The 20,418-nt window shown below is 42.7% G+C and carries 23 protein-coding genes; 22 read left to right on the top strand and 1 reads right to left on the bottom strand.

All coding sequences use genetic code 11. From position 1 onward, the window contains the following. Nucleotides 1-18 precede the first annotated feature (18 nt). From hemW to Q4A91_RS00870, 15 genes are all read left to right on the top strand, one after another. Nucleotides 19-1,149 (top strand): radical SAM family heme chaperone HemW, encoded by a 1,131-nt coding sequence (hemW, locus tag Q4A91_RS00940; protein ID WP_303204078.1) that lies wholly within the window; start codon nt 19-21, stop codon nt 1,147-1,149. A 4-nt stretch (nt 1,150-1,153) separates the two neighbouring features. Continuing rightward, a complete protein-coding gene (locus Q4A91_RS00935) occupies nt 1,154-1,891 on the top strand; it encodes an acyl-[acyl-carrier-protein] thioesterase (protein WP_303204077.1) in 738 nt (245 codons plus the stop codon). 10 nt (nt 1,892-1,901) lie between these two features. Then, nucleotides 1,902-2,675, top strand: a complete 774-nt coding sequence (locus Q4A91_RS00930; protein ID WP_303204076.1) for a TIGR01457 family HAD-type hydrolase — start codon at nt 1,902-1,904, stop codon at nt 2,673-2,675. Further along, nucleotides 2,665-3,282 (top strand): TIGR01906 family membrane protein, encoded by a 618-nt coding sequence (locus tag Q4A91_RS00925; protein WP_303204075.1) that lies wholly within the window; start codon nt 2,665-2,667, stop codon nt 3,280-3,282. The genes Q4A91_RS00930 and Q4A91_RS00925 overlap by 11 nt, the downstream gene beginning before the upstream one ends. Nucleotides 3,283-3,502: 220 nt before the next feature. Then, the gene (locus Q4A91_RS00920; protein WP_000631261.1) at nt 3,503-3,904 is read left to right on the top strand and encodes a Spx/MgsR family RNA polymerase-binding regulatory protein; all 402 of its coding nucleotides are present in this window, start codon (nt 3,503-3,505) and stop codon (nt 3,902-3,904) included. After that, nucleotides 3,905-4,183, top strand: coding sequence for a UPF0223 family protein (locus Q4A91_RS00915; RefSeq protein ID WP_303204074.1), 279 nt, complete (start codon nt 3,905-3,907; stop codon nt 4,181-4,183). Next, the gene (locus Q4A91_RS00910; RefSeq protein ID WP_303204073.1) at nt 4,173-4,946 is read left to right on the top strand and encodes an inositol monophosphatase family protein; all 774 of its coding nucleotides are present in this window, start codon (nt 4,173-4,175) and stop codon (nt 4,944-4,946) included. The genes Q4A91_RS00915 and Q4A91_RS00910 overlap by 11 nt, the downstream gene beginning before the upstream one ends. Then, complete coding sequence (locus Q4A91_RS00905; protein ID WP_303204072.1) at nt 4,947-6,251, top strand: RsmF rRNA methyltransferase first C-terminal domain-containing protein; 1,305 nt, start codon at nt 4,947-4,949, stop codon at nt 6,249-6,251. Between the two features lie 210 nt (nt 6,252-6,461). Next, nucleotides 6,462-7,340: a phosphate ABC transporter substrate-binding protein PstS gene (locus Q4A91_RS00900; RefSeq protein ID WP_303204071.1), complete on the top strand. Its 879-nt coding sequence runs from the start codon at nt 6,462-6,464 to the stop codon at nt 7,338-7,340. Next, nucleotides 7,340-8,257, top strand: a complete 918-nt coding sequence (pstC, locus tag Q4A91_RS00895) for a phosphate ABC transporter permease subunit PstC (protein WP_001070951.1) — start codon at nt 7,340-7,342, stop codon at nt 8,255-8,257. Before Q4A91_RS00900 ends, pstC begins: the two co-directional genes overlap by 1 nt. Then, nucleotides 8,247-9,131, top strand: coding sequence for a phosphate ABC transporter permease PstA (gene pstA, locus Q4A91_RS00890; protein ID WP_303204070.1), 885 nt, complete (start codon nt 8,247-8,249; stop codon nt 9,129-9,131). The genes pstC and pstA overlap by 11 nt, the downstream gene beginning before the upstream one ends. 10 nt (nt 9,132-9,141) lie before the next feature. Next, complete coding sequence (gene pstB / locus Q4A91_RS00885) at nt 9,142-9,945, top strand: phosphate ABC transporter ATP-binding protein PstB (RefSeq protein WP_000049851.1); 804 nt, start codon at nt 9,142-9,144, stop codon at nt 9,943-9,945. Nucleotides 9,946-9,957: 12 nt separating this feature from the next. Continuing rightward, nucleotides 9,958-10,716, top strand: a complete 759-nt coding sequence (gene pstB, locus Q4A91_RS00880; protein ID WP_247930974.1) for a phosphate ABC transporter ATP-binding protein PstB — start codon at nt 9,958-9,960, stop codon at nt 10,714-10,716. 11 nt (nt 10,717-10,727) lie between these two features. Then, nucleotides 10,728-11,381, top strand: a complete 654-nt coding sequence (gene phoU, locus Q4A91_RS00875) for a phosphate signaling complex protein PhoU (RefSeq protein WP_000946469.1) — start codon at nt 10,728-10,730, stop codon at nt 11,379-11,381. Nucleotides 11,382-11,538: 157 nt separating this feature from the next. Beyond that, entirely contained in the window at nt 11,539-12,354 is an 816-nt protein-coding gene (locus tag Q4A91_RS00870; RefSeq protein WP_303204069.1) for an ABC transporter substrate-binding protein, read from the top strand. 19 nt (nt 12,355-12,373) lie between these two features. Here Q4A91_RS00870 and Q4A91_RS00865 read toward each other — a convergent pair whose 3' ends face one another. Then, nucleotides 12,374-13,645 (bottom strand): PLP-dependent aminotransferase family protein, encoded by a 1,272-nt coding sequence (locus Q4A91_RS00865; protein ID WP_303204068.1) that lies wholly within the window; start codon nt 13,643-13,645, stop codon nt 12,374-12,376. A gap of 145 nt (nt 13,646-13,790) precedes the next feature. On the opposite strand from Q4A91_RS00865, the gene budA reads away from it, so the two are divergent. From budA to Q4A91_RS00830, 7 genes are all read left to right on the top strand, one after another. Then, complete coding sequence (gene budA, locus Q4A91_RS00860; RefSeq protein WP_084939135.1) at nt 13,791-14,522, top strand: acetolactate decarboxylase; 732 nt, start codon at nt 13,791-13,793, stop codon at nt 14,520-14,522. Nucleotides 14,523-14,531: 9 nt separating this feature from the next. Beyond that, a complete protein-coding gene (locus Q4A91_RS00855) occupies nt 14,532-15,284 on the top strand; it encodes a YhfC family intramembrane metalloprotease (RefSeq protein ID WP_303204067.1) in 753 nt (250 codons plus the stop codon). Nucleotides 15,285-15,395: 111 nt separating this feature from the next. Then, nucleotides 15,396-16,301 carry a UDP-N-acetylmuramate dehydrogenase gene (murB, locus tag Q4A91_RS00850; protein WP_303204066.1) on the top strand — a complete coding sequence of 302 codons (906 nt, stop codon included), beginning with the start codon at nt 15,396-15,398 and terminating at the stop codon, nt 16,299-16,301. A gap of 161 nt (nt 16,302-16,462) precedes the next feature. After that, entirely contained in the window at nt 16,463-17,620 is a 1,158-nt protein-coding gene (locus Q4A91_RS00845) for an ABC transporter ATP-binding protein (protein ID WP_303204065.1), read from the top strand. Beyond that, nucleotides 17,601-18,407, top strand: coding sequence for an ABC transporter permease (locus tag Q4A91_RS00840; RefSeq protein ID WP_303204064.1), 807 nt, complete (start codon nt 17,601-17,603; stop codon nt 18,405-18,407). Before Q4A91_RS00845 ends, Q4A91_RS00840 begins: the two co-directional genes overlap by 20 nt. Beyond that, entirely contained in the window at nt 18,404-19,177 is a 774-nt protein-coding gene (locus Q4A91_RS00835; RefSeq protein WP_303204063.1) for an ABC transporter permease, read from the top strand. The genes Q4A91_RS00840 and Q4A91_RS00835 overlap by 4 nt, the downstream gene beginning before the upstream one ends. After that, entirely contained in the window at nt 19,174-20,244 is a 1,071-nt protein-coding gene (locus tag Q4A91_RS00830) for an ABC transporter substrate-binding protein (RefSeq protein ID WP_049479160.1), read from the top strand. Before Q4A91_RS00835 ends, Q4A91_RS00830 begins: the two co-directional genes overlap by 4 nt. Nucleotides 20,245-20,418: the final 174 nt, after the last annotated feature.

Genomic DNA, 20,418 nt, shown 5'->3' with positions numbered 1-20,418 from the left:
TGTGGTATAATAAATACTATGCAGAAAAAACCAACGTCCGCCTATGTGCATATTCCCTTTTGCACACAGATTTGTTATTATTGTGACTTTTCAAAGGTCTTTATCAAGAATCAACCAGTAGATAGTTACCTGGAGCATCTGCTAGAGGAGTTTCGTTCTTATGATATCCAAAAGTTACGAACTCTCTACATTGGAGGTGGGACGCCAACGGCTTTGTCCGCTTCGCAATTAGAGCTGCTCTTAGATGGTTTGACTAAAAACTTGGGCTTGTCTGTCTTGGAAGAGTTGACGATTGAAGCCAATCCAGGCGATTTGGATGCAGATAAGATTGCGGTTTTGAAACAGTCGCCAGTCAATCGTGTTTCCTTAGGTGTGCAGACCTTTGATGACAAAATGCTGAAAAAGATTGGGCGCAGTCACTTGGAGAAGGATATTTATGAAAATATCGACCGCCTCAAACTGGCTGGTTTTGACAATATCTCCATTGATCTAATCTATGCTCTTCCAGGTCAAACTATGGCTCAGGTCAAGGAAAATGTGGCTAAGGCCATTTCGCTTGACATTCCTCATATGAGCCTCTATAGCTTGATTTTGGAAAACCATACGGTCTTTATGAACCGTATGCGACGTGGGAAATTGCCCCTACCCAAGGAAGAGTTAGAAGCGGAGATGTTTGAGTACATCATCGCAGAACTGGAGCGAGCTGGTTTTGAGCATTATGAGATTTCCAATTTCTCTAAACCCGGTTTTGAAAGTCGCCACAATCTCATGTACTGGGATAATGCCGAGTATTATGGTATCGGTGCGGGTGCTTCGGGTTATGTGGACGGGGTGCGTTATAAAAACCACGGTCCTATCCGCCACTATCTCAATGCGGTAGAGGCAGGAAATGCTCGGATTACAGAAGAACACCTGAGTCAAAGGGAGCAGATGGAAGAAGAAATGTTCCTAGGCCTCCGGAAAAAATCCGGGGTTTCTATGGCGCGATTTGAGGAAAAATTTGGACGGTCCTTTGATGGACTTTATGGCGAGATCATCAGAGACTTTGTTCAACAAGGACTCATGCAGATCGACGGTGATCGTGTCCGAATGACAAAGAGGGGTCTCTTCTTGGGAGACACTGTAGCAGAACGATTTATTTTGGAGTAGAACAATGGGCTTAACTTATCAAATGAAAATGAAAATTCCTTTTGATATGGCGGACATGAACGGTCATATCAAACTTCCAGATGTGATTTTGCTGTCCTTGCAAGTATCAGGTATGCAGTCGATTGAGCTAGGAGTCAGTGAAAAGGATATGCTAGAACGTTACAATCTGGTCTGGATTATTACAGACTATGCGATTGACGTGGTTCGCTTGCCTCGCTTTGCTGAGGAGATTACGATTGAAACAGAAGCATTGACTTACAATCGTCTTTTTTGCTACCGCCGTTTCACTATCTATGATGAAGCAGGTCAAGAAATCATTCGCATGGTAGCAACCTTTGTTCTCATGGACAGAGATAGTCGTAAAGTTCATGCTGTCGAACCGGAGATTGTTGCGCCTTACCAGTCTGAGTTTGATAAAAAACTCATCCGTGGGCCAAAGTATGCTAACCTAGAAGACCCGATCAGTAAAGACTACCATGTTCGTTTTTACGACTTGGATATGAATGGTCATGTTAATAACAGCAAATACCTGGATTGGATTTTTGAGGTTATGGGAGCAGACTTTTTGACCAAGTATATTCCAAAGAAAATCAATCTCAAATATGTCAAAGAAGTGCGACCGGGTGGCATGATTGCTTCAGCTTATGAACTCAAGGGACTAGAAAGCAAGCATGAGATTATCAGTGATGGCGAAATCAATGCCCAAGCCATGATTACTTGGCAAGAAATTGAAGGCAATTAGAAAGAACGATATGGCTTATAAAGGTTATTTAATTGATTTAGACGGAACCATTTACAAGGGGAAAGACCGGATTCCGGCGGGTGAGGCTTTTGTCCATGAGTTGCAAAAGCGAGAAATTCCCTATCTCTTTGTAACCAACAATACAACTCGTACTCCTGAGAGCGTTCAAGAGATGTTGGCTAAGAATTTTAATATCAACACGCCTCTATCAACTGTCTACACAGCGACTTTGGCAACCATCGACTATATGAATGACTTGGGATTGGAAAAGACAGTCTATGTCATCGGAGAAGTAGGACTCAAGGATGCCATTCAGGCGGCTGATTATGTCGAAGATAAGGAAAATCCTGCCTATGTGGTAGTTGGACTGGACTGGCAAGTCGACTATGAAAAATTCGCGTCGGCGACTCTAGCCATTCAAAAGGGGGCTCACTTTATCGGAACCAATCCGGACCTCAATATCCCGACGGAACGCGGTCTTTTGCCTGGTGCTGGTTCACTAATTACACTTCTTGAAGTAGCAACACGAGTGAAGCCTGTTTATATTGGGAAACCAAATGCTATCATTATGGACAAGGCGGTTGAGCACTTAGGCTTGAAAAGAGAAGAATTGCTCATGGTTGGGGACAACTACCTGACAGATATCCGAGCAGGAATTGACAATGGCATTCCAACTCTCTTGGTGACGACAGGTTTTACCAAGGCAGAAGAAGTGGCTGACCTACCAATCGCACCAACTCATGTGGTGTCTAGCCTTGCGGAGTGGAATTTTGATGAAAACTAAACTGACCTTTTGGGGAAGTATGATCTTTTTCCTCTCCCTTTCTATCCTACTGACTATTTATCTGGCATGGATTTTCTATCCTTTGGAAATTCAGTGGCTGAACTTAGCGAATCGAGTCTATCTAAAGCCCGAAACCATTCAATACAATTTTCATATCTTGATGAATTACCTGACCAATCCCTTTAGTCAGCTCTTAGAGATGCCGGATTTTCGTTCATCGGCGGCTGGTTTACATCACTTTGCGGTGGTGAAGAATCTCTTTCACCTAGTTCAGCTAGTTGCCCTAGTGACGCTACCAAGTTTCTATTTCTTTGTTAGAAAGATTGTGAAAAAAGGATTTCCACCTCTATATCGTAAAAGTATTCTGACTTTAGTGCTATTGCCTCTAGTCATTGGCCTTGTAGGAGTGTTGATTGGTTTTGAGCAATTCTTTACTCTTTTCCATCAGATTCTCTTTGTGGGAGATGATACCTGGCTTTTTGATCCAGCAAAGGATCCCGTTATTTGGATTTTGCCAGAGACTTTCTTTCTCCATGCCTTTTTACTTTTCTTTGCTTTGTATGAAGGAATGTTTGGTTTCCTTTTTGTTAAAGCTTCAAGGAAATAGTGGAAAAAGTTCTGTATTTTTAATAAAAAACGAGAGAAGTTGCTCTACTCCCTATTTATTGTTAGGTTATCCTAAAGATAAACTTGCAAAGCAGGAGATTTTTGCAGAAAACAGTCTATTTTCTATGAAAAAATAGGCTTTTTTTCTAAAAATATCTAGTCAAGCGCTTTATTTTTTTGTATAATAGAAATAGCAAGTATAGATAAAAGAAGAGAAAAGCATGATTACACTATTTTTATCGCCGAGTTGTACATCATGTCGTAAGGCAAAGGCTTGGTTAGAGACGCATAAAGTGCCCTTTCAAGAGCACAATATTATGACTAGTCCTTTAACAAGAAAAGAATTACAACATATTCTTTCCTTGACCGAAAATGGTACTGATGACATCATTTCAACTCGTTCAAAAATTTTTCAAAAATTGGATATTGATGTAGAGAGTATCTCGGTATCGGAGTTGCTTCAGTTGATTGAGCAATATCCTAGTCTTTTGCGTCGCCCAATTATTATAGATACCAAACGCATGCAGATCGGTTTTAATGAAGATGAGATTCGTGCTTTTCTCCCTCGTAGTTACCGTAAACAAGAATTGAAAGAAGCAACATTGAGAGCTGGTATTGGATAGATGAACAAACAGTATAGTTACCCACTAGATTTGTCGTGGAGCACTGAAGAACTTGCTTCAGTGCTTTCTTTTTTTAATGATGTTGAAGCTGCTTATGAAGATAAGGTGGAAGCAAAAAAAATGCTAGAGTCTTACAAGGAATTCAAGTCTGTGGTTCCGAGCAAAAGTGAAGAAAAGCGCCTAGGTCGCGAATTTGAGACGGCTAGCGGTTATTCCTTCTATCATGCAGTTCAATTAGCAAAAGAAAAAAGAGAAGGGAAGATTTCTCTTGGAAACTAAATTTGAATTTGCCAAACAGATTGTGCAGGAAGCTGCGGACTATATTTTGGCTCACATGAAAGAAGATTTGCAGATTGAGCGCAAGTCTTCGCCTACAGACTTGGTGACGCGTTTGGACAAGGAGGTCCAGGAACTCTTGGTTGATCGGATCAAGTCCACCTATCCTGAGGACTTGATTTGCGCGGAAGAGGGTTGTTTACGTGCTGCGGTTGATCAAGATTCTGTTTGGGTGATTGATCCCATTGACGGTACCAATAACTTTGTCGCCCAGCAGGAAGATTTTGCCGTGATGTTGGCTTATTTTGAGAATGGTGTGGGCAAATTTGGCATTATTTATGATGTCATGAAAGGTGATTGTTACCATGGTGGTGGTGCCTTTCCTCCTTGCCGCAATAATGAGCCCTTACCGCCTTTTAAAAAGAAACCTCTTCAAGAATTTTTAGTTGCCGGTAACTCAGGTATGTTTGAAAGCAATGAGTGGGGCTTGGCGGATTTGGGGCGAGCAGCGTTGGGGGTCCGTGTTTACGGCAGTGCGGGCATTAGTTTTGCCAAGGTTTTATCGGGTCACCTTCTGACTTATATCACCTACTTGCAGCCATGGGATTACGCTGCGGCCAGTATCTTAGGGGAAAGTCTGGGTTATCGTCTCCTTACGGTATCAGGTGATCCCGCTGATTTTAAAACGCGTCAGCCTGTCATGATGGTGCCAATCGAGATGCAAGAAGAGATTCAGTCTTATATCTACGAAAGGAAAGAGAACTAAATGCAATTTCCAGAAGGATTTGTTGAAAAATATGAAGCGATACTAGAAGATGAGGCAAGAGACTTTCTTGCCTCTTTTAAACAAGAAGCAGTCTCGGCTTTTCGGGTCAATCCCTTAAAAGAAAGTCAGTTATTGTTTGCAGATGCTATTCCCCATACACCTTGGGGGTATTATGGTAAGATTTCTGGGAAGTCACCAGAGCACGTGACGGGTCTCGTGTATTCGCAAGAGCCTGCAGCCCAAATGGTAGCCCAGGTGGCTCAACCAAATCCTGGCATGAAGGTCTTGGATTTGGCGGCAGCACCAGGTGGAAAATCCACTCAACTAGCAGCTTATCTGGCTAATCAAGGAGTCCTTGTCTCCAACGAAATTTCAAGTAAGCGTGCTAAGATTTTAGTGGAAAATATGGAGCGATTTGGAGCGACAAATGTTGTTGTAACCAATGAATCTGCTGACCGCTTGGCCAATGTTTTTAAAGGTTACTTTGATGTGATTGTCCTTGATGCACCTTGCTCGGGTGAAGGGATGTTTCGTAAGCAGCCAGATGCCATGGATTATTGGAGTACTGATTATCCTAGTCAATGCGCTAGTCTCCAAAGAGAAATTTTAGAAGATGCAGTGACCATGCTTGCTGAAGGTGGCCGTTTGGTCTATTCGACCTGTACTTGGGCACCAGAGGAAAATGAAGAAATCGTCCACTGGTTGCTGGATACTTATGAATTTGAATTGCTTCCAGTTGAGCATGTGAACGGTATGGTAGCAGGAATGGATCTTCCTGAAACGGCGCGGATGTATCCTCATCATTTCAAGGGAGAAGGCCAGTTTGTTGCCCACCTGCAGTTTAAGGGACAAAATCTCGCACCTAAATTCAAAGCTAGCAAAAGCAATCTCAGTCGGGAACAACTGGCTTTGTGGCAAGAATTTGCCAAAAAACACTTGCGAGTCAATCTAACTGGTATCTTGCAGACTTTTGGAGATCAACTCTATCTCCTGCCCGAGATGCTACCTGATCTAGGGAAAATCAAAATTGCTAGAAATGGCCTCCATCTGGGTACTTTTAAGAAGAAACGCTTCGAACCAAGCTTTGCTCTCGGATTAGCCTTGAAACCAAGCCAAGTAAAACAAAGTGTTGAAATCAATGATGAGGACTTTGTAAAATATGTGGCTGGTGAGACTGTTCAATTGTCTGAAGCTCGACCAAATGGCTGGTACCAAGTTGTGGTTCAAGGAAACGGACTAGGCTTTGCCAAGGTAACGGGAAATGTTTTGAAAAATTATTATCCAAAAGGGCTCAGATTCAGGTGAAAAAGCTAGTCAAAGAGCCTATTCTATGTTATAGTGGAAGTATGAGTTTTTTCTGATAGTCTTTCATTATTACTTATATTATACGATGGAATTGTCCGCTCCTAAGAATGACTAGATAAAATAAAGCGGGACAATCATTGATGATAATTGGATGATCAGGACAAACGGAAGAAATCAGAACATTTATCATTATGTTCAAGGAGAATAACAGTGAAAAAAAGAAAAAAGCTCATCATGTCTCTTGCAGCTCTTTTGATGGCAGGTTCTCTAGCAGGATGCGCTAGCTGGATTGATCGTGGAGAATCCATGACAGCCGTTGGTTCAACTGCTCTTCAGCCTCTTGTCGAAGCGGCAGCAGATGAATTCGGTTCTAGAAACATCGGAAAAACAGTTAATGTTCAAGGTGGTGGATCGGGTACAGGACTATCTCAAGTCCAGTCTGGAGCAGTTGACATCGGGAACTCTGACGTCTTTGCAGAGGAAAAAGAAGGAATCGATGCTTCGGCTCTAGTAGACCACAAGGTTGCAGTGGCTGGTCTTGCAGTGATTGTAAACAAAGAAGTGGATGTTGAAAATCTCACAACCGAGCAACTTCGCAAGATCTTTACTGGTGAAGTAACTAACTGGAAAGAAGTTGGGGACAAGGACCTGGCAATTTCAATCATCAACCGAGCAGCAAGTTCTGGTTCACGAGCGACGTTTGATACGGTGGTTATGAATGGCCAAGCGGCAATGCAGAGCCAAGAACAGGATTCTAACGGGATGGTCAAGTCTATTGTATCCCAAACCCCTGGAGCCATTTCTTACTTGGCTTTTGCCTATGTAGATGACTCCGTGAAAAGCATGAAACTGAATGGGTATGAACCTACGTCTGAAAATGTAACGACCAACAACTGGCCTTTGTGGTCTTATGAACATATGTACACACTTGGTCAGCCTAATGAGTTAGCTGCTGAATTCCTGAATTTCGTCCTCTCAGATGAAGCCCAAAATGGAATTGTTAAGGGCATGGGCTATATCTCTATCAATGAAATGAAAGTCCAAAAGGATGCTTCAGGTACCGTTACAGCAGTAGAAGGAGGTCAATAATGAATCAAGAAGAATTATCTAAAAAATTACTATCTCCTTCAAAGAACTCTCGCCTTGAGAAGTTTGGTAAAGGTTTGACCTTCACCTGCCTTTCTTTGATTGTCATCATTGTGGCGATGATTTTGATTTTTGTAGCCCAAAAAGGCTTATCGACTTTCTTTGTCAATGGGGTCAACATCTTTGATTTCCTCTTTGGACAAACTTGGAATCCTTCAGGGAAACAATTTGGTGCCCTTCCAATGATTTTGGGTTCCTTTATTGTGACGATTTTATCAGCCCTCATCGCAACACCCTTTGCTATTGGTGCGGCAGTCTTTATGACCGAAGTCTCACCAAAGGGTGCAAAGATTTTGCAACCAGCCATTGAACTCCTCGTCGGGATTCCTTCAGTCGTCTATGGATTTATCGGTTTGCAAGTTGTGGTGCCTTTTGTCCGTAGCGTCTTTGGTGGAACTGGTTTTGGGATCTTGTCAGGGATTTTCGTTCTCTTTGTCATGATCCTACCAACTGTAACCTTTATGACAACAGACAGCTTGCGTGCTGTTCCTCGTCATTACCGTGAAGCTAGTTTAGCTATGGGAGCCACTCGTTGGCAAACCATCTGGCGTGTGACCTTGAAAGCAGCACGTTCAGGTATTTTCACCGCAGTGGTCTTTGGGATGGCGCGTGCCTTCGGTGAAGCCCTTGCTATTCAGATGGTGGTCGGAAACTCAGCAGTTATCCCAACCTCGTTAACAACACCAGCTGCGACCTTGACATCTGTATTGACTATGGGAATTGGGAATACCGTCATGGGAACGGTTGATAATAACGTTCTCTGGTCACTGGCCTTAGTCTTGCTCTTGATGAGTTTGGCCTTTAACAGTGTGATTAAATTGATTACGAAAGAAAGAGGAAAGAAAAACTATGCACGCTAAGAAATTAGATAAACTTGCAACAGCTGTCCTCTATACCATCGCGGGTATCATCGTGACCATTTTGGCATCTTTGATTCTCTATATCTTGGTGAGAGGGTTACCGCATATCTCTTGGTCCTTCTTGACTGGGAAATCCTCCTCTTATCAAGCAGGTGGGGGTATCGGGATTCAGCTCTACAATTCCTTCTTCCTTTTGGTCATTACCTTGATCATTTCTGTTCCCCTGTCTATGGGAGCTGGCGTTTTCCTCGCTGAGTATGCCAAAAAAGGACCTGTGACCGATTTTATTCGTACCTGTATTGAGATTTTGTCTTCTCTACCATCAGTCGTTGTGGGTCTCTTTGGTTACTTGATCTTTGTAGTCCAGTTTGAGTATGGATTTTCAATCATTTCAGGTGCCTTGGCCTTGACAGTCTTTAACCTCCCTCAGATGACTCGAAATGTTGAAGACAGTTTAAAACACGTTCACCATACACAACGTGAGGCTGGCTTAGCTCTTGGAATTTCTCGTTGGGAGACTGTAGTCCATGTCGTCATTCCAGAAGCCCTTCCAGGTATCGTAACGGGTGTTGTCTTGGCCTCCGGCCGAATCTTTGGTGAGGCCGCCGCTCTTATCTATACGGCAGGACAATCTGCTCCAGCCCTTGACTGGTCTAACTGGAATATCCTCAGTGTTACCAGCCCTATCTCAATCTTCCGTCAAGCAGAAACCTTGGCTGTCCACATCTGGAAGGTCAACAGTGAAGGAACCATTCCTGATGCTACCATTGTATCTGCTGGTTCTGCCGCCGTGCTCCTCATCTTTATCTTGATTTTTAACTTTGGAGCACGCAAACTCGGAAGCTATTTACACAAGAAATTAACCGCTGCCTAAAGGAGAAGCCATGTCAAAATATAACTGGGATGAAAAGCATATCATCACCTTCCCTGAAGAAAAAGTGGCCCTCTCTACCAAGGATTTACATGTTTACTACGGTAAAAATGAATCCATCAAGGGCATAGATATGCAATTTGAAAAAAATAAAATTACAGCCTTGATTGGTCCTTCTGGATCTGGGAAATCTACTTATCTTCGCAGTCTCAATCGGATGAATGATACCATTGATATTGCCAAGGTCACAGGTCAAATCCTCTACCGAGGGATTGACGTCAACCGTCCAGAAATCAATGTCTATGAGATGCGCAAGCATATCGGAATGGTCTTCCAACGTCCAAATCCATTTGCCAAGTCTATTTACCGCAACATCACTTTTGCTCATGAACGTGCAGGTGTTAAGGACAAAAAAGTACTTGATGAAATTGTAGAAACCTCTCTAAGACAGGCTGCCCTTTGGGATCAGGTCAAAGATGACCTCCACAAATCAGCCTTGATGCTTTCTGGTGGTCAGCAACAACGTCTCTGTATCGCTCGCGCCATCTCTGTCAAGCCAGACATCCTCTTGATGGATGAACCGGCGTCAGCCTTGGATCCGATTGCGACAGCCCAACTGGAAGAAACCATGTTGGAATTGAAGAAGGACTTTACCATCATCATCGTTACCCACAGTATGCAGCAGGCTGCGCGTGCAAGTGACTACACAGGATTTTTCTACTTGGGTGATTTGATTGAGTATGATAAGACATCCAATATTTTCCAAAATGCTAAGTTACAGTCAACCAATGACTATGTAACAGGACACTTTGGTTAGAAAGGAAACGGTATGTCAGAAGCGATTTTACAGGTGTCAGACCTGTCCGTTTATTACAATAAAAAGAAGGCCTTGAATAGTGTTTCCCTTTCTTTCCAACCTAAGGAAATAACGGCCTTGATTGGTCCTTCTGGATCAGGAAAGTCTACCCTGCTCAAAGCCATCAACCGCATGGGCGATTTAAATCCTGAGGTAACAACAACGGGATCAGTAGTCTATAATGGTCACAATATCTACAGCCCCCGCACTGATACGGTTGAATTGCGTAAGGAAATCGGTATGGTCTTTCAACAGCCTAATCCCTTCCCTATGTCTATTTACGAAAATGTTGTCTATGGCCTACGTATCAATGGGGTTAAGGACAAGCAAGTCCTTGATGAAGCAGTGGAAACGGCCTTGCAACGTGCTTCTATCTGGGATGAAGTAAAGGATCGTTTGCATGATTCGGCGATTGGTCTCTCTGGTGGACAACAACAACGTGTTTGTGTTGCTCGTGTCTTAGCAACCAGTCCGAAAATCATCCTCTTAGATGAACCAACTTCAGCTTTGGATCCTATTTCTGCAGGTAAGATTGAGGAAACCTTGTATGGTCTGAAAGATAAATACACCATGCTCTTGGTAACGCGTTCGATGCAACAAGCCTCACGTATCTCTGATAAAACAGGATTTTTCCTAGATGGGGATTTGATCGAGTTTAACGATACGAAGAAGATGTTCCTAGACCCACAAAACAAGGAAACAGAAGATTATATTACAGGAAAATTTGGATAAGGAGTTGAATGATGTTACGATCTCAATTTGAAGAAGATTTGGAGAAATTGCACAACCAGTTCTATGCTATGGGACAAGAAGTGCTCTCGCAGATCAATCGTACAGTGCGTGCCTTTGTCACGCATGACCGTGATTTGGCAAAAGAAGTCATCGAAGACGATGCAGAAGTAAATGAATATGAAGTGAAGTTGGAAAAAAAATCATTTGAAATGATCGCCCTCCAACAACCTGTTTCGCAAGACCTTCGTACCGTCTTGACCGTTCTCAAGGCAGTGTCAGACGTGGAACGCATGGGAGATCATGCAGTGTCTATCGCTGAGGCGACCATTCGTATGAAGGGGGAGCAACGTATCCCTTCTGTTGAAGAAGAAATCAAAAAGATGGGACGCGACGTGAAAAACTTCGTTGAAGCAGCTCTAGATCTCTATCTCAACGGTTCTGTGGATCAAGCCTACGAAGTAGCGGCGATGGATGAAAAAATCAACCATTACTTTGATAGCATCCGTGATTTGGCTACAGAAGAAATTAGGAAAAATCCTGAAGCTATCGTTACAGGCCGTGATTACTTCCAGGTCATTTCTTTCTTGGAACGTATCGGAGACTACGCTAAAAATATCTGTGAATGGGTTGTTTACTTTGAAACAGGTAAGATTGTCGAACTATAAGAAACGGTTTAAATATACAGAAGAAAAGGCTGATTAAAATAAATCAGTCTTCTTTTTTATGAAAAGAATTGTTTTACAATCAAAATCTCTAAAAGGGTTGACAACTATTTTTAAAAGAGTTATAATTATTCAGAATTAACAGAAAGGTCGTTTATTTATGAAATTTAAGAAATGGATATTAGTTGTGTGTAGCATGCTTGCCAGCATGATTTTAGTAGCTTGCCAATCAAGTACGGATAGTTCCCAGTCTGCTGTGGACGCTATCAAACAAAAAGGAAAGCTAGTCGTTGCGACCAGTCCAGACTATGCACCGTTTGAATTCCAAGCCTTGGTAGATGGTAAAAATCAAGCGGTTGGGGCAGATATTGATATGGCTCAAGCGATTGCAGATGAGCTTGGGGTTAAACTTGAAATCTCTAGCATGAGTTTTGACAATGTCTTGACCAGTCTTCAAACTGGAAAGGCTGACTTGGCCATTGCAGGAATTAGTGCTACAGATGAGAGAAAGGAAGTCTTTTACTTTTCAATCCCTTACTATGAAAATAAAATGAGTTTCTTGGTTAGAAAAGCCGATTTAGACAAATACAAGGATCTTTCAAGCCTTGCAAGTGCCAATATCGCAGCTCAAAAGGGAACTGTGCCAGAAACCATGGTCAAGGAACAATTACCAAATGCCCAGTTGACATCTTTAACCAATATGGGGGAAGCCGTCAATGAATTGCAGGCTGGAAAAGTGGATGCTGTTCATATGGATGAACCAGTTGCTCTTAGCTACGCAGGTAAAAACTCAGACCTTGTCGTTGCATCTGTTAATTTGACAATGAAAGATGGCGAAGCCAATGCCGTTGCTATCAAGAAGGATCAATCAGACTTGAAAGCAGTAGTCGATAAGGTTATCCAAAAACTGAAAGATGACGGAACCTATCAAAACTATCTTGAAAAGGCTGCGAAACTAACAGAAGTTGAACAATAAGAAAAAGCAGAGTTGGACTTTAATCCAATTCTGCTTTTATGTATTCTAATAGCTCTTCTAGATTTTCAAGAGTGACTTTGGCGAACTGATAAGGGCAGATGTCCAAATAAGCCTTCTCAAAAAAGTCTAGTTTGAGTGAGCTGTGTTTCAGACTGGCAATCTTAGGATAGTGTCTCAAATCAAGCAAAAGACCATCGTGTAGAGGATAGTGGGGCAAGGGACAGGTGTTTTTTTCAAGTACTTCCTTAATCTGAGTTTGATAGTTCTCTTGAAGGGTCAATCGAGCCAGTCGATTTTTTTCAAATAACTGGCTATCGATATAAAGAGAAAGAGCCTTTTGCATGATGAGATTGCTGTCATAGTCTAGGATATTTTTGTAGGAAACAAAGCCCTCTTTTAGGGCATTTGGGAGAATGAGGGCGGTAATACGAAGGGCTGGAAAGAGACTAGTTGAGAAGGACTTGATATAAATGACCCGATCCTCAGTATCCAGATAGTGGAAGGTTTGACCTTTTTTAGGGTCTAAATCCCCTAGATAGTCATCCTCTACGATGTAAACACCATACTGGTTTGCTAGATCCAGAATAGCCCTTTTTTCCTGATCAGAATAGGAATGGCCGAGAGGATAGTGGAAGCGAGGAATGGTGTAGAAAAACTTGATTTTCCCGGATTTAAATTGTTTTTCCAGTTCTTCAAGGTCAATGCCATCAATACGGCGTTCAATGGTCAGGTAGGCTAATCCCTGAGCGACCAAGAGGCGGTTCATCCGGTGATAAGTCGGCTGTTCGACCAAAATCTCAGCTCCCTCGCTCGGAAAGTTAATCTGAGAAAGGATAAAAAGAGCTTGCTGGGTGCCAGAAGTTAGAACCAATTGGTCGGGTTTGCAGTAGAGGGCTTGGTTGAAAAGAAGTTGATGGACAGATTGTCTCAGTTCCTCAAGACCTTCTTGGTTGTCATAGTAGTTGAAGAGATAGTTTTCTCGGCCTATCAAGGTTTCGTTGACGCAGAGTCGGAAGTCGTCATAGGCACTAGCATGCTCGTCAGTGACTTCGATTTCCAAGTCTTGGTGCTGTCCTTGTTCTAGAACATAGTAGCCACTTTGGGGTTTGGCATAGAGGTATTGTTCATGGCGTAATTCCAGCAGCGCTCGTTGGATAGTGTCCTTGCTACAGTGGAAGTCTTGGCTCAGTTGACGTATGGAGGGAAGCCGGCTACCTGTTGGAAATTTTCCTGATTCGATCCCTTTTTTTAGAAAGGAAACGACTGCTTGGTATTTACTTTCTTTCTTCATTCCAGACCTCCGTTGATTTTGTTACATTGTACCTTTTTTTTGCCTCCTTTGCAATGAGAAAAGCATTTCGCCCTTTCACAACTAGGAGCAAATGTGGTATACTTAGAAAGTATAATGATTCATTGAAAAGAAGATAAGAAAGAGAATGGATAGAAAAGTGCAGGAACCGGTTAAATTATTTCAATACAATACTCTAGGTGCCCTAATGGCAGGTCTCTATGGCGGAACCATGACAGTGGGAGAATTGCTGGAACATGGTGATCTTGGTTTGGGGACTTTGGATTCGATTGACGGGGAGTTGATTGTTCTTGATGGCAAGGCTTATCAAGCCAAGGGATCTGGTCAAATGCCTGAAATCGTTGAAGTGGCAGCGGATGCTCTTATTCCCTATGCAGCAGTGGTTCCTCATCAGGCAGAAGTGATTTTTCGTCAGCGCTTTGAGATGACAGACAAGGAATTGGAAAAGCGAATTGAGTCCTACTATGATGGGGAAAATCTTTTTCGTTCCATCAAGATTCATGGTGAATTTTCACAAATGCATGTGCGGATGATTCCTAAATCCACCCCTGATACCAAGTTTGCTGATGTGGCGACACACCAACCTGAATATAGCCGTGAAAATGTATCCGGAACCATTGTTGGATTTTGGACACCGGAGATTTTCCATGGGGTGAGTGTTGCAGGCTATCATTTGCATTTTATCTCAGATGATTTGACCTTTGGTGGGCATGTGATGGACTTTGTTATCAAAGAAGGAATGATCGAGGTTGGGGCAGTCGACCAGTTGGACCAACGTTTTCCAGTCCAAGATCGCCAGTATTTATTTGCCAAATTTAACGTTGACGAGATGAAGAAAGATATTGATAAGTCAGAATAGGAGAAAAAGATGACGGTACATATTATCCTTACCATGATCGCTTTGGTTCTCATTCTAGTAAGTGGGACTTGGTATGCCAAAAAACGGTTTAAAATCTCGCTTGCAGTGATGGGCTTGGGGGTAATCGCATTTTTCGTTTCTTCTCAAGTGTTAGAGAAGATGGCTCACCTTCTGATACTCCATCCGCAAAAAGATGGAACCATTCCGCTTATGCAGGAGCAGCCTTTCTTATACGTCCTTTATGGAATTGCCATGGCTGCCCTCTTTGAAGAAACTGCCCGTCTTGTCTTTTTTAAATGGTTGGAGAAAAAGAGAAAGCTAGAAGATCGAGATGCTTTGGCTTATGGTTTGGGACATGGGGGCTTGGAGATGCTCTATCTCGGAATGGGAAGCTTGATCAGTCTTTTGATTCTCTTTTCACTCATCCAGTCTTCAAATACTGATGTAGCCAATCTCCTTCCAAAGTCTACACTCGAAACGGTTCAGTCTCTTTCTGTATGGCAGGTTTATTTACTAGGAGTTGAGCGTGTACTTGCTCTGGTTCTGCAAATTGGTCTCTCTATCTGGGTCTATCAAAGTGTCCGTAAAAAGAAATGGATCTACCTCGTTGTTGCCTATGGTTTGCATGCCTTGTTTGATTTGGCTCCAGCCTTATCTCAGGTAGGATGGATTGCAAATCCGCTTCTAGTTGAGTTTATTCTTCTCGTAGAACTTCTAGCCTTTATCTGGCTAACCAAATCTACATTTTGGAAAAAATCATAAAAAGAGGGGCAACCTCTTTTTTTATGTAATGATAAAACAAGCTCTTTTTATGGTCGTCAAATGTCTCTAAAAATGGTATAATGGAATGAATTTTGAAAAAGGAAGAGTGACATGTCAGTAAAAGAAAAAATGCTTGAAATCTTAGAAGGAATCGATATTCGTTTTAAGGAACCTTTGAAGACCTATACCTATACAAAGGTAGGAGGTCGAGCGGATTATCTAGTTTTGCCACGCAATCGCTATGAGATGGCTCGTGTTGTCCAATTTGCCAATCAAGAGAATATTCCCTGGATGGTGCTAGGAAATGCTAGTAATATCATCGTTCGTGAAGGTGGAATTCGTGGTTTTGTAATCTTGTGTGATAAGCTTAATAACGTTTCAGTTGATGGCTATACCATCGAAGCAGAAGCTGGAGCGAACTTGACTGAAACAACACGTATTGCCCTCTGTCATAGTTTGACTGGTTTTGAGTTTGCTTGTGGGATTCCTGGAAGTATCGGTGGAGCTGTCTTTATGAATGCAGGTGCCTACGGAGGAGAGATTGCTCATATCTTGCAGTCTTGTCAAATTTTGACCAAGGAAGGGGAAATCGAGACCTTATCTGCCAAGGATTTGGCTTTTGGTTACCGCCATTCAGCTATCCAGGATTCTGGGGCCGTTGTCTTGTCAGCTAAATTTGCCCTTGCACCTGGAAATCACCAGGTTATCAAGCAAGAAATGGACCGCTTGACGCACCTACGTGAACTCAAACAACCTCTAGAATACCCATCTTGTGGTTCAGTCTTTAAGCGTCCAGTTGGTCATTTTGCAGGTCAGTTGATTTCAGAGGCTGGCTTGAAAGGCTATCGTATCGGTGGTGTGGAAGTATCTGAAAAGCATGCCGGTTTCATGATCAATGTTGCTGACGGAACGGCCAAAGACTATGAAGATTTGATCCAATCTGTTATCGAAAAAGTCAAAGAACACTCAGGTGTCACTCTTGAAAGAGAAGTCCGAATCTTGGGTGAGAAGGAATAAGGTTGGGGTAGAAAAGTTGCTACTATAACCATTGTAAAGGGGGGGTGAAAGCCTATCGTTAGTGAAGATGTATGTAGGCAGTTCAATCTCCTACACGAGGTAGTAGCGGCCTGACAGAGCCCTGATCTGTTAATTTATGAAAAAGAAGGAATTTATGACAATTGAAAAAACCAATTATTGAATTCAAAAACGTCTCTAAAGTTTTTGAAGACAGCAACACCAAGGTTCTCAAAGACATTAACTTTGGGTTGGAAGAAGGGAAATTTTACACTCTTTTGGGCGCATCTGGTTCAGGAAAATCAACCATTCTAAATATCATTGCAGGTTTGCTGGATGCGACGACAGGGGATATTTTGCTGGATGGGGTGCGGATCAATGATATCTCAACCAATAAACGTGATGTTCATACGGTCTTCCAATCCTATGCCTTGTTTCCACATATGAATGTGTTTGAAAATGTTGCCTTTCCGCTCCGCTTGCGTAAGATTGACAAGAAAGAAATCGAACAACGCGTAGCGGAAGTTCTCAAGATGGTTCAGTTGGAAGGTTATGAAAAACGTTCCATCCGTAAACTCTCTGGAGGACAACGCCAGCGTGTAGCCATTGCCCGTGCTATCATCAACCAACCCCGTGTGGTCTTGCTGGACGAGCCCTTGTCAGCGCTGGACTTGAAATTGCGAACAGACATGCAGTACGAACTGCGTGAACTGCAGCAACGATTGGGGATTACCTTTGTTTTTGTCACTCACGATCAGGAAGAAGCTCTCGCCATGAGTGACTGGATTTTCGTTATGAATGATGGCGAGATTGTTCAGTCTGGAACACCAGTGGACATCTACGATGAGCCAATCAACCACTTTGTTGCCACCTTTATCGGTGAGTCAAATATCTTGCCTGGAACCATGATTGAGGATTACTTAGTTGAGTTTAATGGCAAACGATTTGAAGCAGTCGACGGGGGGATGAAGCCAAATGAGCCAGTTGAGGTTGTCATTCGTCCAGAGGACTTGCGCATTACCCTTCCTGAAGAAGGCAAGCTCCAAGTTAAGGTTGATACCCAGCTCTTCCGTGGGGTTCACTACGAGATTATCGCCTATGACGAACTTGGAAATGAATGGATGATCCACTCGACTCGTAAGGCCATTGTGGGTGAAGAAATCGGTCTGGACTTTGAACCAGAAGATATCCACATCATGCGTCTCAACGAAACCGAAGAAGAGTTCGATGCTCGTATCGAGGAGTACGTGGAAATCGAAGAGCAAGAAGCAGGTCTGATTAACGCGATCGAGGAGGAAAGAGATGAAGAAAACAACCTCTAAACTCTTTGTAGTGCCCTACATGCTTTGGATTGTCCTCTTTGTTCTCGCACCCTTGGCCTTGATTTTTGGACAATCCTTTTTTAACATCGAAGGGCAGTTTAGTTTAGAAAACTATAAATCCTACTTTGCGTCACAAAACTTGACCTATCTCAAAATGAGCTTCAACTCTGTGCTTTATGCAGGGATTGTGACCATGGTAACGCTACTCATCAGTTATCCAACAGCCCTCTTTTTGACCCGTCTCAAGCACCGTCAACTCTGGCTCATGCTGATTATCTTGCCAACCTGGATCAATCTGCTCCTTAAGGCCTATGCCTTTATCGGGATTTTTGGTCAAAATGGCTCTATTAACCAATTTTTGGAATTTATCGGAATCGGTTCGCAGCAGTTGCTCTTTACCGATTTCTCCTTTATCTTTGTCGCAAGCTACATCGAGCTTCCCTTTATGATTTTGCCGATTTTCAATGTCTTGGATGATATGGATAACAATCTCATCAATGCCAGCTACGACCTCGGTGCGACCAAGTGGGAAACTTTCCGCCATGTTATCTTCCCTTTATCGATGAACGGTGTGAGAAGTGGTGTTCAGTCTGTCTTTATCCCTAGTTTGAGTCTCTTCATGCTGACACGTTTGATTGGCGGAAACCGCGTTATCACACTGGGAACGGCTATTGAGCAGAACTTCCTGACCAATGACAACTACGGTATGGGTTCTACCATTGGTGTGATCCTCATCCTAACCATGTTCATCACCATGTGGGTGACCAAGGAAAGGAGAGAACGATGAAAAAATTTGCCAATCTCTATCTAGCCTTTGTCTTTATCATTCTTTATTTGCCGATTTTTTACTTGATTGGCTATGCCTTTAACGCAGGGGATGATATGAACAGTTTTACAGGCTTTAGCTTGAGCCATTTTAAAACTATGTTTGGTGATGGCCGTCTCATGTTGATCCTCACCCAAACCTTTTTCTTGGCCTTTCTAGCTGCCTTGATTGCGACCATTATCGGGACTTTTGGTGCTATCTATATCTATCAGTCTCGTAAGAAATACCAAGAAGCCTTTTTATCACTCAATAATATCCTCATGGTTGCGCCTGACGTTATGATTGGTGCCAGTTTCTTGATTCTTTTTACCCAACTCAAGTTTTCACTTGGCTTTTTGACCGTTTTATCTAGTCACGTGGCCTTCTCCATTCCTATCGTGGTCTTGATGGTCTTGCCTCGACTCAAGGAAATGAACGGTGACATGATTCATGCGGCTTATGACTTGGGAGCCAGCCAGTTTCAGATATTTAAGGAAATCATGCTTCCTTACCTGACTCCGTCTATCATTGCAGGTTATTTCATGGCCTTCACCTATTCGCTAGATGACTTTGCCGTGACCTTCTTTGTGACGGGAAATGGCTTTTCAACCCTGTCAGTCGAGATTTATTCTCGTGCTCGTAAGGGAATTTCGCTAGAAATCAATGCCCTCTCTGCCCTTGTCTTTCTCTTTAGTATTATCCTAGTTGTTGGCTATTACTTTATCTCACGTGAGAAGGAGGAGCAAGCATGAAAAAACTCTATTCATTTTTAGCAGGAATTGTAGCGATTATCCTTGTCTTATGGGGGATTGCGACTCATCTAGACAGTAAAATTAATAGCCGAGACAGTCAGAAATTGGTTATCTACAACTGGGGGGACTATATCGATCCAGAACTCTTGGAGAAATTCACAGAAGAAACAGGAATCCAAGTACAGTACGAGACCTTTGACTCCAACGAGGCTATGTATACCAAGATCAAGCAGGGTGGAACAACCTATGATATTGCCATCCCAAGTGAATACATGATCAACAAGATGAAGGACGAAGACCTCTTAGTTCCTCTTGATTATTCAAAAATTGAAGGAATCGAAAATATCGGACCTGAGTTCCTCAACCAGTCTTTTGACCCGGGCAATAAATTCTCCATCCCGTACTTCTGGGGAACCTTGGGAATTGTTTACAATGAAACCATGATAGATGAGGCGCCCGAGCATTGGGATGACCTCTGGAAACCAGAATACAAGGATTCCATCATGCTTTTTGATGGGGCGCGTGAGGTGCTGGGGCTCGGGCTTAACTCACTTGGTTACAGCCTCAACTCCAAGGATCCTCAACAGTTGGAAGAGACAGTGGATAAACTCTACAAACTGACTCCAAATATCAAGGCCATTGTGGCGGACGAGATGAAGGGTTACATGATTCAGAACAACGCTGCTATCGGTGTGACTTTCTCTGGGGAAGCCAGCCAGATGTTGGAGAAAAATCCTAACCTCAAGTATGTCGTTCCGACTGAGGCCAGCAATCTCTGGTTTGATAACATGGTTATTCCAAAAACTGTGAAAAACCAAGATGCAGCCTATGCCTTTATCAACTTTATGTTGAAACCCGAAAATGCTCTGAAAAATGCGGAGTATGTGGGGTACTCAACACCAAACCTACCAGCAAAGGAAATGCTCCCAGAGGAGACTCGTGAGGACAAATCCTTCTATCCAGACGCTGATACTATGAAACACCTAGAAGTTTATGAAAAGTTTGACCATAAGTGGACAGGAAAATACAGCGACCTCTTCCTACAGTTTAAAATGTATCGGAAGTAGGAGCTATGCTTTCTTGTCAGCTTTCTTAGTTGACGCAGAACCCAAAAAACGATATAATAATAAAGTTGAGAATTGATTTTCTGTCATCTTAGTCCAGAGAAATGGCGGTGCTGCGAGCCATCTAAGCTAGGAAGTCATGCTGCTCAATCATACAATTGCATAAGAATAAGAGAA

The sequence above is a fragment of the Streptococcus sp. genome (assembly GCF_030528045.1).
GTDB lineage: Bacteria > Bacillota > Bacilli > Lactobacillales > Streptococcaceae > Streptococcus.
The sequence above is the reverse complement of the archived record's forward strand: the minus strand, read 5'-3'. Positions and strand labels throughout refer to the sequence as shown.